13 protein-coding genes and 2 pseudogenes are annotated in these 12,092 nt (G+C 58.0%); 9 read left to right on the top strand and 6 right to left on the bottom strand.

All coding sequences use genetic code 11. The annotated features are described in order from the left end of the window. Positions 1 to 101: 101 nt before the first annotated feature. The 4 genes from AB9K34_RS05915 to AB9K34_RS05900 form a co-directional block, all read right to left on the bottom strand. On the bottom strand, positions 102 to 242 hold the full coding sequence (locus tag AB9K34_RS05915; RefSeq protein ID WP_168770643.1) for a hypothetical protein: 141 nt from the start codon (positions 240 to 242) through the stop codon (positions 102 to 104). After that, positions 239 to 1,171, bottom strand: coding sequence for a replication initiator protein A (locus tag AB9K34_RS05910; protein ID WP_369953491.1), 933 nt, complete (start codon positions 1,169 to 1,171; stop codon positions 239 to 241). The genes AB9K34_RS05915 and AB9K34_RS05910 overlap by 4 nt, the downstream gene beginning before the upstream one ends. Before the next feature lie 324 nt (positions 1,172 to 1,495). Then, positions 1,496 to 2,011, bottom strand: coding sequence for a hypothetical protein (locus AB9K34_RS05905; RefSeq protein ID WP_092842510.1), 516 nt, complete (start codon positions 2,009 to 2,011; stop codon positions 1,496 to 1,498). Beyond that, on the bottom strand, positions 2,008 to 2,265 hold the full coding sequence (locus AB9K34_RS05900) for a hypothetical protein (protein ID WP_092842511.1): 258 nt from the start codon (positions 2,263 to 2,265) through the stop codon (positions 2,008 to 2,010). Before AB9K34_RS05900 ends, AB9K34_RS05905 begins: the two co-directional genes overlap by 4 nt. Before the next feature lie 138 nt (positions 2,266 to 2,403). Between AB9K34_RS05900 and mobQ the strand changes: the two genes are divergently transcribed. Together mobQ and AB9K34_RS05890 are read left to right on the top strand one after the other, a co-directional pair. After that, positions 2,404 to 3,507: a MobQ family relaxase gene (gene mobQ / locus AB9K34_RS05895; RefSeq protein WP_093994465.1), complete on the top strand. Its 1,104-nt coding sequence runs from the start codon at positions 2,404 to 2,406 to the stop codon at positions 3,505 to 3,507. Between the two features lie 118 nt (positions 3,508 to 3,625). Beyond that, a complete protein-coding gene (locus AB9K34_RS05890) occupies positions 3,626 to 4,075 on the top strand; it encodes a hypothetical protein (protein ID WP_092842502.1) in 450 nt (149 codons plus the stop codon). Positions 4,076 to 4,078: 3 nt separating this feature from the next. On the opposite strand, the gene AB9K34_RS05885 is transcribed toward AB9K34_RS05890, so the two are convergent. Then, a complete protein-coding gene (locus AB9K34_RS05885) occupies positions 4,079 to 4,468 on the bottom strand; it encodes a hypothetical protein (RefSeq protein WP_092842503.1) in 390 nt (129 codons plus the stop codon). A gap of 254 nt (positions 4,469 to 4,722) precedes the next feature. Here AB9K34_RS05885 and AB9K34_RS05880 point away from each other — a divergent pair, with 254 nt between their 5' ends. The 4 genes and pseudogenes from AB9K34_RS05880 to AB9K34_RS05865 all read left to right on the top strand — a co-directional run. Continuing rightward, positions 4,723 to 5,421 carry an NYN domain-containing protein gene (locus AB9K34_RS05880; RefSeq protein ID WP_211096264.1) on the top strand — a complete coding sequence of 233 codons (699 nt, stop codon included), beginning with the start codon at positions 4,723 to 4,725 and terminating at the stop codon, positions 5,419 to 5,421. A 121-nt stretch (positions 5,422 to 5,542) separates the two neighbouring features. Next, on the top strand, positions 5,543 to 6,775 hold the full coding sequence (locus tag AB9K34_RS05875; protein WP_268902885.1) for a DUF3363 domain-containing protein: 1,233 nt from the start codon (positions 5,543 to 5,545) through the stop codon (positions 6,773 to 6,775). A gap of 216 nt (positions 6,776 to 6,991) precedes the next feature. Further along, complete coding sequence (floR, locus tag AB9K34_RS05870) at positions 6,992 to 8,206, top strand: chloramphenicol/florfenicol efflux MFS transporter FloR (RefSeq protein ID WP_093994463.1); 1,215 nt, start codon at positions 6,992 to 6,994, stop codon at positions 8,204 to 8,206. Positions 8,207 to 8,299: 93 nt separating this feature from the next. Beyond that, positions 8,300 to 8,416: pseudogene (locus AB9K34_RS05865) on the top strand (DUF3363 domain-containing protein); the annotation flags it as partial. On the opposite strand, the gene tetR(G) reads toward AB9K34_RS05865, so the two are convergent. Beyond that, positions 8,413 to 9,039: a tetracycline resistance transcriptional repressor TetR(G) gene (gene tetR(G), locus AB9K34_RS05860; RefSeq protein WP_000163574.1), complete on the bottom strand. Its 627-nt coding sequence runs from the start codon at positions 9,037 to 9,039 to the stop codon at positions 8,413 to 8,415. The pseudogene AB9K34_RS05865 and the gene tetR(G) sit on opposite strands and share 4 nt — an antisense overlap. Positions 9,040 to 9,142: 103 nt before the next feature. Here tetR(G) and tet(G) point away from each other — a divergent pair, with 103 nt between their 5' ends. From tet(G) to AB9K34_RS05845, 3 genes and pseudogenes are all read left to right on the top strand, one after another. Further along, the gene (gene tet(G), locus AB9K34_RS05855) at positions 9,143 to 10,318 is read left to right on the top strand and encodes a tetracycline efflux MFS transporter Tet(G) (protein WP_001257840.1); all 1,176 of its coding nucleotides are present in this window, start codon (positions 9,143 to 9,145) and stop codon (positions 10,316 to 10,318) included. A gap of 89 nt (positions 10,319 to 10,407) precedes the next feature. Continuing rightward, the gene (locus AB9K34_RS05850) at positions 10,408 to 11,331 is read left to right on the top strand and encodes a LysR family transcriptional regulator (RefSeq protein WP_028657710.1); all 924 of its coding nucleotides are present in this window, start codon (positions 10,408 to 10,410) and stop codon (positions 11,329 to 11,331) included. Continuing rightward, a pseudogene (locus tag AB9K34_RS05845) lies at positions 11,268 to 11,453 on the top strand (DUF3363 domain-containing protein); the annotation flags it as partial. The gene AB9K34_RS05850 and the pseudogene AB9K34_RS05845, both read left to right, overlap by 64 nt. Positions 11,454 to 12,092: the final 639 nt, after the last annotated feature.

The raw sequence follows: 12,092 nt of genomic DNA, 5'->3' as shown, positions 1-12,092 counted from the left end.
TCCACCCGATCTGCCCGTTGCAAGCCCGCACCCTCTGGGTGATCCATAAAACGCGCCCCTCGCAGCCTTCAACACCATGTTTTATATAGGAAATATAATGGTCAGGACAGCGAAATCAGCGCCTTACTTGGGAAATGTGGGGTAAGAGGCGCTAAAGGGCATAGTGGAACAAGCACCATATCGCCCTTGATGCTTTTGTATCCTTCTTCAAATCCGGCCTTAAATTCGTCTTGATTGCTCATCTCAATTTCTCCTGTTTCTTGCAGTAGGCCAAGAATGCCGCACCTTCATTCTTGGGCGGGTTGCCCTTGGCCGTTTCACTCTTGGCGAACGCCAGCCAATCCGATCTCATCGCGTAGTAGTCCCGACCCTTTTCTCTGGCGATATCTCTCGCCTTGTCCTCGGCCCATTCAGGCAGTCGGATATCGGGTAGGAGTTCGCTCTGCGTTGAGCGTGGTCGGAAGATCACCAGGTCATCTTCTGTCAACTCCATGTAATAGAACGGCATGTGATCGTCTTCGATGATCTGACGAATGTTCAGCCGGAATTTCTTCAGGGGGGCGTTGCTGCCGGTCTTTTCCTGAAGCTTAGCGAGGCCGATGTGCCATTTCGACTGGCTACCGCAGTGCTTGCGACCGATCTCATACAGGCGGCGCTCCAGCGGGCGGCGCAGGCGGAAATAGTCGTTCGAGATCGTCACGACCTCGTCGCCCTCAATCGCGCGCATCACCCAGTCAGACAGGATCACCTCGCAGTAGTCGAGCCGCCACTTGCCCTCTTCCTTCATGACAAACCCGCTTCCCGATTCCAGAAGGCTGAAAAAACGTGTTTCGCGCTTGTTCCCCGTCTGAATATCGGTTTGGAAGGTCGTCCCGATGAGCCTCTGGAATGCCTGTTCCAAGCGTTGATACTCGACCCCGCCCGTCTTGCGGTTGGTGGTGATCATTAGCTCACGGGCGCTGAAACGCACTCGTTTGCCGATCTTCTCGCCCCGGTTCTTGCGGTGCATGAGCTGGCTCACGCAGAAGATCAGAATGTCCTTGTCGAAGATTGTGGGCAGGCCGACCCCGGACGGCACGATCTTCAGCCGGTTATCGCCCCCCCGATATTCGAGGTGGCGCATGTCTGGCTTGGTTGCGAGCGAAAACAGCGGATGCTCCATCGAGGCCATGTCGTCCTTCGGCACCACATCGGAAATATCGAGGATGAAGAAGTCCTTCTGGGGGTGTCTGTCTGGGAGCAGGGGCATCCGCTAGCCTTGGTTTAGGTTCGTTACATCAGGAACCAGCATCAAGCAGCGAAGCAGGTCCGTCAAGTTCGTTATATTAGGACCCGCCGTGAAGCCAAATCCATTCGTTACTTTCGGAACCAGAATTCGTTACTTTCGGAACCTTACAAGTTAGTTTCTCTTATGGTATCAGTGAGTTAATGGAGATTTTTGGCCCCGTAACATACTCCGTAGGTAACACTATTAACACTAGGCGTTGCCTGTGGATCATTCGCTAATCTGGAACACGCAGAACTTGCCGTTCTGCTGATCTGCAATGAACCCATCCTGGCGGGTGCAGGCCCAATCCAGCCCCATGAGTTGGACGCTGTCCGCAAAATCCCGGCCCAGGTAGTAATCGAACACTACCACGGAAGCCAAAGCGCCTGTGGCAAGCCCTGTAAGGGCTGAGAAAGCCATCAGGAGCCAGACGTTGCGCCTACGGGCCAGAACTGTGCCTGAGGCCGCTCTACGGGCCTCTGAGAGGCTGCGCACGGCATCATCAACCTTCTCCTGCATCTCACGGGCGGTCTGATCCAGAGAATGGGCCAGACGGGACGCGCCTTCCCTGCCCCCTTGCGAGGCTGCGTTCTGGACCCCCGCGATTTTTTCCGCGTTGTCCTCCAGTGCGGCTTGCAGGTGCTTGAGCCGTTCTTCCGTGATCTGGCGCTTCTTCACATCGGCGATCTCGACCCGCAGCAGGGTAAGGGTATCAGTCAGGGTCTTGATGGGGTCGTTGCTCATGCCTGGTCGTCTCCGATGAATTTCCGCAGCTCATCCAGCAGGGGTGCGGCGTCCTGTTTGTCCACGGCCCGTGTCAGCGAGGTTTCCAGCAACCGGACCAGGTAGCGGGCCAGCTTTTTGTCTTTGAAGGCCGCAGGGATGATGGTCGCGCCGACAATGATCTTTCGGCGAGTGTCTTTTGTCCGCTTCTTGGTCTTGAGCCTCTGGACCCTGTTCTCGGCCTCGGCGATTTGCTGGTCGATGGTTCGGGGCATCAGAGTTGCGAGGTCCTGTTCTGGGTGCTACGGTAAAAACACTTTAAGTGCTCACTTATACATTGCCAAGGCAATGTGTGAGGTCTCAACGGGGTAAACCCCAAGGCGACGCCATTCCCCTTTGCCGCAAGCGGCAACATGGGGCGGCGCTTCGCCCGCCCCAAACCCCACCAGACCAGGGCATTGCCCTGGACCAACCGCACAGGCTCACCCGCTCCGATGGCGATCTATCATTTCTCCGCAAAGATGATCTCCCGCAGCACAGGGCGCAGTGCCGTTGCCGCCGCCGCCTACCGGACAGCCGAGCGCATCGAGGATCACCGCCAAGGGTTGGAGCATGATTACTCCAACCGCACCGGCGTCCTGCACACCGAGATCCTCGCCCCTGACGGCACACCCGAAGCCCTGAGGGATCGGGCCACGTTGTGGAACGCCGTCGAGCAGGTGGAGCGGCGCAAGGACGCCCAGCTTGCTCGCGAGGTGACGGTCGCCCTGCCCCACGAGCTGACGGACGCACAACGGGCTTCTCTGGTGCGATCCTTCGTGCAATCCGCCTTTGTCGATCGGGGCATGATTGCCGATGTGGCTTTGCACGCCCCCGGAAGGGAGGGGGACGAACGCAACCATCACGCCCACATCATGCTGACCACCCGTTCCATCGGCGCAGACGGCTTTGAGGGCAAGGACCGCTCATGGAACAGCAAGGAGCTGCTGGCGGACTGGCGCGAGAGTTGGGCCGATCATGCCAACGCCTATCTGCGCGAGATCGAGGTCGGGCGCGAGATCGACCATCGCAGCCTTGAGGCACAGCGGGAAGAAAAGCTGGACCTTAAGGAACGGGCGCTTGAACGCGGCGACGACAGGGCCGCCCACGAGCTGGAGATTGAGGCTGTGGAGCTGGACCGCGATCCCCTGCCGGACATTGGCTGGAAGGCGTGGGGCATGGAGCGGCGCGGCATCCAGACCACCGCAGGCGATCTATGGCGCGATGCTTACGGGCGGCTGGAACAGGTCCGCGAAGTGGTGTCCGGTCTGCGCGAACGTTTTGCCGAGACCTATGCCCGTGTGCGGGAGGTGGCCGAGCATTCCCTGAACGGGTTGGCCGAGGCGTTGCGTGGCGCGGACTTCTCGACGCTTGAGGCCGCGCATGAGCAGGTCAGGGAAAGCGACAGGGAGGCAGAACGCAGCATCGAGCAGGACCGCGATATCAGCCGTGAAAGAGATGATGGGTTCAGCTTGTGAACACCTAAAGCGGCGGCTGAAAACTCTGGCCTTCCTTGCTTGGGTGGTTTTCGGCTAAACTAGCCGAAAACCGGTAGGAAGTTCGTCTCAGACCTCCTGTATAAGGCAGAGCAGAACCATGGTAAAATTATCTTTGAATAAGGCTGCAAAGGAGGCTGGGGTTGCCAAGTCCACCTTGCTTGATGCCTTGAATGCTGGGCGAATGAGCGCAGAAAAGAACGAAAAGGGGCATTGGGAGATCGATCCTTCTGAGCTTTTCAGGGTGTTCTCTAAAACCAGTTCTGCCGAACGCGAAAGACCGTTTCCGACCCCATTGGAAAACCATCAAAAAACTACCCAAAACAGCGCTTTGGAGATCGAAGTTAAGATGCTCCGAGAGCAGATCGAGCGGATGGACTCGGAACGGGATCGCGAGCGTTCTCAACTCACCGACCAGATCGAGGCATTGAAAGAGCAGGCTGAGCGTCAGAGCGCCGATCATAGGCAGGCTTTGGCTGCGTTGACTGATCAGCGCGAGAGGGCAGCAGAACAGCCCAAGCGCGGCCTCTGGGCGCGTCTTCTGGGGTAGTGTCTAGTCGGCAGGGGCGATGCCTCGCCACCGACCACGGCTAACGTTCTCGATCAGGCCTTTCGATTTCATACGGTGAAGGTGCGTTCGAAAGGTGTTTTCTTTCAATTCGAAGTTTGCCAGCCTCGCCACCGAAAAAAGCTGCCTGGAAGTCATTGGCTTTGTGGTCTGTTCAAGAGCGGCAAGCACTCGCTGCTCTACCAGAACTCGGCTTGCACTGTTCTTTCGGCTGACGTCTCGTAAGTGGTGGTTTTCCCAACGCGCCTTGATGAGCTGACGCCTCAGCGCGTCGCGCTCAGCTGTCAGCTCTTTCAGCTTGAGTTCGATGGCCTCAATCTCTTGTTGCAGCCGCCGCTCATAGTAGCTCGTGGTCGAGCTGTCTTCGTCAGGCAACGTTTCATTTCCTATTTTGCAACAAACTAGCCGCCATGTATCACGTTCAAATCATTGTTTCAATTGTAGATTACGTATTGACATTGGCGCCAACGTCTCTTAGCAACAACTGTTAACAGTTGTTGCTAAGAGACGTTGAATCTGAAACATCGGTTGTTGCGATTTTCATTGATTCTTAACACATCGACCGCCATATGAGCTTTAAACCCACCTACGGCGTGCCGTAGGCTCAAAAGCTGCGGCGGAGCAATCCAATGCAGCTTTTGCTTTTTTGGGCGTGTGGGATGAGAACAATAATTTATGTAGATGGGTTCAACCTCTACTATCGAGCACTGAAGTATAATCCTCAATTGAAGTGGCTGAACGTAAAGGCGTTGGCAGAAGACGTTCTTTCGTCTGAGAACGTTATTACTGCAGTTAAATACTACACTGCGCGCGTCTCAGCCCGAATTGATCCAGATGCCCCAAGACGGCAGCAAATCTATTTTGATGCGCTTGAGACCATTCCAGAGCTCGAAATTTTTCAGGGAAAATTTCTAGTTACAAAACCCTATGCTGCTCTTGCCCCTCCGCCGCAAAATGGGAAGTCCCCCTTTAAGCCGTGGCCGACTGTCGTGCGGATTATCAAAACAGAAGAGAAGGGCAGCGATGTGAACTTGGGGGCGCACCTAGTTCGAGATGCGTTCACCAATGCGTTTGACGTTGCTGTTGTTCTCTCAAATGATACCGACCTTTGCGAGCCGATCCGCATTGTCGTCGAGGAGCTGCAAAAGCCTGTTGGCATCATATGCCCTGCTGAGAACGTCGCTAACGACTTGCAGGACGTGGCGTCCTTTGTTCGTCATATCAGCCATAGCCGCTTAGCGAGGTCACAGTTTCCGAATCCTGTTGTTGATACGAACGGCCAAGAACTTCACAAGCCCACAGCTTGGGTGGAGCAAGACGGCGATTAACGGCGCGTTAGCGCCCCCCCTGCCGCTTTTATTCCAGCTTTCAGACCTTCACGAAAAGGAGTTGAGCCGAGGGGCGTAAGCCGAAATCGACCAAGACCGCTTGACCCGGATCGACCGCGCCATGGCCGAAGAAGCCGATGCCCGCTTCCTCGACCTGCGCCATGAGCCGGCTGCACCACGCCGCCAGTTCGAGCGGACGTTACGCCTGCGCAGGCTCGCCAAGCTGGAGAAGATGGGGCTGGCGACCGAGCACGCGCCCGCCGTTTGGGAATTGAGCAAGAACATGGAGCCAGCCCTGCGCGAGCTAGGCGAGCGTGGCGACATTATCCGCACCATGCAGAAGGCGCTCGGTGCGGAAGGTGGCGAGCGCGATCCCATGAGTTTTCAAATCCATGACGGAGCGCCCGAGACGCCCATCGTCGGTCGCGTCGTTGACAAGCACCTGTCCGACGAGTTGGGGGAGAACCTAACAGTCATGGTGGACGGGATCGACGGCAGGACGCACCACATCGCCGGCCTCGCGCCCGAGCGGCTGGAGGACGCCCGCATCGGCAGCGTCGTCCAGATCGGCCCGGCCGAGGTGACGGCCCGGCCGTCCGACCGCACCATCACCGCCATCGCCGAGGACGGCATCTATCGGCCGAGCCGCCATCTGGAGCAGGCGAAGTTCGAGGGCCGCGTTCCCGGCGGTGACTACGAGGGCTATGTCGATGCCCATGTGCGCCGGCTGGAGGCATTGCGTCGCGCCGGGATCGTCGAGCGGATCGATGCGGATCAATGGCGTATCCCTGACGATCTGGCTAGCCGTGCCGCTGCCCATGACGCCGGCCGCGACCGGCAGGCCAGTGTTCGCGTCCTTTCTCCCGTCAATCTGGACAGGCAGATCGGATCGGACGGCGCGACCTGGCTGGACCGGAGGCTGATCCATGGCGAGACGGCCGACCTTGCCCCGACCGGCTTCGGCCAGCAGGTGCGCGAGGCTATGGACCAGCGCCGCGAGCATCATATCGAGCAGCGTGACGCCACGCGCAGCCGGGACGGCCGAATCTTCTACCGGCGCAATCTTCTCGCCACCCTGCGCGAGCGGGAAGTTGCGCGCGCCGGTGCGGAGATGGCCGAGGGCAAGGCGCTGCCGTTCCGCGCCGCCAAGGATGGTGAGAGTGTCAGCGGCAAGTTCACCGGGACTGTCCAGCTAACGAGCGGCAAGTTCGCCATCGTGGAAAAGAGCCACGAGTTCACCCTTGTCCCGTGGCGGCCGATCATCGACCGCCAGCTCGGCCGCGAGGTCGCGGGTATCATGCAGGGCGGTTCGGTGTCGTGGCAGTTAGGGCGGCAGCGGGGGTTGGGGCTATAGGAGCCAACGATACCGCATTGCAACGCAACAACTAATTCGATAAGAGCTGCTATTCAATTTCGTAATCGTGGAGCCATCAGCATGGGAAATTCCAAGTCAGCAGACAAGTAAGCCGCAACATCAGAATTGTTGTTGCGGCGCTCTGTAAGACCAATCCCATCTGATTGCTGACGAGCAGACGCTGCCCGGTATCCTTAATCGAGCGGTTGATTCGTCATGACCACCACACGCCCCGCGTGGGCCTATACGCTGCCGGCAGCCTTGCTGCTTATGGCTCCCTTCGACATCCTCGCCTCGCTGGCGATGGATATTTATCTTCCAGTCGTTCCGGCGATGCCGGGCGTCCTGAACACGACTCCATCCATAATCCAACTCACGTTGAGCCTCTACATGGTGATGCTCGGTGTGGGCCAAGTGATCTTTGGGCCACTCTCCGATCGCGTCGGGCGACGGCCGATCCTGCTTGTAGGCGCAACGGCTTTCGTTGCTGCGTCTCTGGGAGCGGCTTGTTCTTCAACTGCATTAGCCTTTGTTGCGTTTCGTCTGGTTCAGGCTGTTGGAGCATCGGCCATGCTGGTGGCCACCTTCGCGACCGTGCGCGACGTATATGCCAATCGTCCCGAAGGTGCCGTCATCTACGGCCTTTTCAGTTCGATGCTGGCGTTCGTGCCTGCGCTCGGCCCTATAGCCGGTGCGCTGATCGGCGAGTTTTGGGGATGGCAGGCGATCTTCATCACACTGGCTGCACTGGCTTCGCTCGCACTCTTAAACGCCAGTTTCAGGTGGCATGAAACCCGACCGTTGGATCAGGCCAGAACGCAACGATCTGTTTTGCCGATCTTCGCGAGTCCGGCCTTTTGGGTTTACACGGTCGGATTTAGTGCCGGCATGGGCACATTCTTCGTTTTCTTCTCGACAGCCCCCCGTGTTCTCATAGGCCAAGCCGGCTATTCCGAGATCGGATTTAGCTTGGCCTTCGCGACTGTCGCGCTGGTCATGGTCACGACAACCCGCTTCGCAAAGTCCTTCGTTGCCAAATGGGGTATCGCGGGATGCGTAGCGCGCGGGATGGCGTTGCTCGTTTCCGGCGCGATCCTGTTGGGGATCGGCCAACTTTTCGGATCGCCGTCATTTTTCAGCTTCATCCTGCCGATGTGGGTTGTCGCGGTCGGCATTGTCTTCACGGTGTCCGTTACCGCCAACGGCGCACTTGCGCAGTTCGACGACATCGCTGGATCAGCGGTTGCGTTCTACTTCTGCATCCAAAGCCTGATAGTCAGTATCGTCGGGACATTGGCGGTGACGCTGGTAAACGGCGATACAGCGTGGCCCGTGATTTGTTACGCCACGGCAATGGCAGTGCTGGTGTCGTTGGGGCTGGCGCTCCTTCGATCCCGTGATGCTGCCACCGAGAAGTCGCCAGTCGTCTAGCCGACGACTGGAAGCAAGCCCGCTCCGATGCGGCGCAATAATCTTCGAAACCTCGTGAATGGCGGTATCCTGTCTGGCAAGATACCGCTCATTTCCCTTGTCCCGTGGCGGCCGGTCATCGACCGCCAGCTCGGCCGTGAGGTCATGGGCATCGTGCAAAGCGGATCGGTGTCGTGGCAGTTGGGGCGGCAAAGGGGCATAAGCCTCTAATCTGTTGTAGATGAACGCAGCCGCTCGAAACCAGCGATGAGGCTGTCGAGTCCGAAGTTGAACGCAGCATCCATGCCGTCTGTTTCCAACTCGTGAAACAGATCGTGCAGGAAGGACGACGGTGCTTGCTCGGACACATCTGGCCTGTCCGGAACTCTCTCATCGGCATCAGATGCCTGCTGCTCGAGAACGGAACCGACCACATAGTGACTGACCGCCCGGAGCGCCCAAACGGCGCGCTTCGGACAAAAGCCCTCCGCGCAGAGAAAGCGTATTTGCGTCTCGGCGGTGCCAAAATTCGGTTCTGTCGGTCGAGTGCCGGCATGGATACGCGCGCCGTCGCGATAAGAGAGCAACGCCGTTCTGAAGCTCAGGGCATTCTCTTTCAGGAACACCCGCCAGTCCTCATTCTCTTCGGGTAGCGAGCGGGTATGGCGTTCCGCCAGCATCGCCTCGGCGAGCGCATCAAGCAGCGCTCGCTTGTTCTGGAAATGCCAGTAAAGCGCAGGCTGCTGAACCTTGAGGCGTTCAGCGAGCTTCCGCGTCGTCAGGCTGTCCATGCCAACCTCGTTCAACAGCTCTAGCGCCGCCGCGATCACGGTGCCCTTGTCCAGTTTGGTCATTCACGTTCCTTCGCCAGTGCTTGACAATTTATCACCGATAAGTTCTATGTCCATCTCCTTATCGTTGATAAAGTCGCTCCATTGAGCGGCGCTGGAGTTTCAGGTGCGCAGCTCTGCCATCATTGCCCTGCTGATCGTGGGTCTTGACGCCATGGGTCTCGGCCTCATCATGCCCGTCCTTCCGACGCTTCTGCGTGAGCTTGTGCCAGCAGAGCAGGTCGCTGGACACTATGGTGCCTTGCTGTCGCTCTATGCATTGATGCAGGTCGTCTTCGCGCCCATGCTTGGACAGCTTTCGGATTCTTACGGTCGGCGTCCGGTACTTCTGGCTTCTCTTGCAGGAGCCGCAGTCGATTACACGATTATGGCATCAGCGCCGGTCTTATGGGTGCTCTATATCGGCCGACTCGTGTCCGGCGTCACGGGCGCAACCGGAGCTGTAGCAGCCTCAACCATTGCCGATTCGACGGGGGAAGGTTCTCGCGCACGCTGGTTCGGCTACATGGGGGCCTGTTATGGGGCGGGCATGATTGCCGGGCCAGCACTTGGTGGCATGCTCGGTGGTATCTCTGCTCATGCCCCGTTTATCGCCGCCGCCCTTCTCAACGGGTTCGCGTTCCTGCTTGCCTGCATTTTCCTCAAGGAGACTCATCACAGCCATGGCGGGACCGGAAAGCCGGTTCGCATCAAACCATTCGTTCTGTTACGGCTGGATGATGCATTGCGCGGGCTAGGTGCGCTTTTCGCAGTTTTCTTCATTATTCAACTGATCGGCCAAGTGCCTGCAGCCCTATGGGTCATATATGGCGAGGACCGTTTTCAGTGGAACACCGCGACCGTTGGTTTGTCGCTCGCGGCGTTTGGGGCAACACATGCGATCTTCCAAGCGTTTGTTACCGGCCCGCTTTCAAGCCGGCTTGGAGAGCGGCGCACGCTGCTGTTTGGCATGGCTGCGGATGCGACTGGCTTCGTTCTTCTGGCTTTTGCCACGCAGGGATGGATGGTGTTCCCGATTCTGTTGCTGCTTGCCGCCGGGGGTGTTGGCATGCCGGCCTTGCAGGCAATGCTCTCAAACAATGTCAGCAGTAACAAGCAAGGGGCTTTGCAAGGAACGCTAACGAGCCTCACCAATCTAAGCTCTATCGCAGGACCGCTTGGCTTCACAGCACTCTATTCTGCCACCGCCGGGGCATGGAACGGTTGGGTTTGGATTGTCGGCGCGATCCTCTATTTAATATGTCTGCCAATACTACGCAGACCATTCGCAACTTCATTGTGATTTAGTCATGGCGATTTGGCATGCGTAGACTTAGGAGAAATGACGGATTAAATCTGTTGAGCAATCATCTCCTTTCGGGGCGAGTGCCAATGATGACCTTAGTTCACACTCTCGCTGTCGCCGAATATCTCAACTTCCGTCACGCCGCCAACGCGCTCGGCGTTGCACAGTCCAGCGTCAGCGCCCGCGTGAAGGCACTGGAAGAAGACCTCGGCATCCTCTTGTTCGAGCGTCATGCGCGCGGCGTTCGGCTGACCGAGGCCGGACGCCATTTCGTCGAGCGGATAGCCGTAGGTATTGACCAACTCGACCATGCGGTGAAAACCGCCGGCATGGCGGCAGCCGGAGAAAGCGGCCGGCTTCGTATCGGTATCCATGCCCTGATTCCGCATAGCTTCCTCGCAAAGCTGATCGGCCAATACCGCAAGGATTACCCCGATGTTGAAGTCGAGATCGCCGAAGGCCCGGCCCGTGAAGCGGTGGTGCAGCTTCGCGCCGGTAGGTTGGACGTGGCGTTCGTCGCGGGCACGCCCCAACCACCCGACTGCCATTCCCGTCGCACATGGACCGAACCGCTCTTGGCGGTGCTACCGGAACGGCATCCGCTCGCCAAGCGGTCAGCCGTCACATGGCCCGATTTGGCAGGCGAGACGTTCCTTGTCCGGCATGGCGGCACTGGACCGCAGGTTCATAGCCATATCGTGCTACGCCATGCCGAGCGCTGGCCTGCGCCGTCGATCCTGCGCTTCGACGTGGGGCGTGGCACCCTTTTGTCTTTGGTCGGACAGGGCTTTGGCATCACCATCGTCGGCGCGGCCACGGCGCTGTTGCCGACAAACGGCATTGTCTTTTTGCCCTTCACCGACGAGCCGGAGCCGGTCGCCTTCTCGGCTGTCTGGTCGCCGTCCAATCGCAGCGCGGCGCTTCGCAACCTGCTCAGCCTCGCCAACGACATGGGCCGGAAGGTCTGCACGGACTACCGTTCGATACTACCACGGATAGCGAAGGCGTGAGCGACAAGTCCACCGGCACCGTACAATTATCCAGCAGCCAGTTCGCTGTGGTTGAAAAGAGCCATAAATGCACCCTTGTCCCGTGGCGGCCGGTCATCAACCGCCAGCTCAGCAGCGAGGTCTGCGCGGGCAGATAGGACCGGCGCTATAGGATCAATGCTCTATTCGACCTTCCTCTCAAAAGCGTTATCTGACCATCGTTGCGTAGCGAACCGAAGTGTTTGCGGAAGCACAGTCCGGGACTGTTACTGCCATCGCCGGAAAGCGACACTTGCATTAACACCGCCAAAGCCGAATCCGTTGGAACGCCTATCAACCGGCCTTCACAGAATGAACGCAAATCCTGGACTCGAGCACTGTTGCTAACTGACACCCACAGTTATGAAGCTACAAAGTGAGAGGAGAGCATGTTGTCGATCTAGGAGACCCCTGAAATGGCATCTAGAAGCTCTCTAAGGCCCCTCACAGTCCCGACTCCGAGTCTAAGGTGTCACACTTACATGCCCGTAAACCGCCTAGCCTCTGAGGGCTTAAATAGAACGTATCCTACAAAATAGACACAGTGCCATATTTATTTCACATCTACCTCTTGACGAGCTACAACACGACACCCACATTACTCCTGCATTCCCCAAGTGGCGTGTCGTTTGAGGTGAAGATCGCCTGTATCCGAGCGCTAGACAAGGATTTTCTGCCGCAAGCGGCACCTGCGGTCGCGCAGACTGCTGGATCTGGACGGATCAGACCGCGAAGCCGCTGTT

The sequence above is a fragment of the Sedimentitalea sp. XS_ASV28 genome (assembly GCF_041224545.1).
Classification (GTDB): domain Bacteria; phylum Pseudomonadota; class Alphaproteobacteria; order Rhodobacterales; family Rhodobacteraceae; genus Sedimentitalea.
This window is presented reverse-complemented; position numbering and strand designations above follow the sequence as displayed.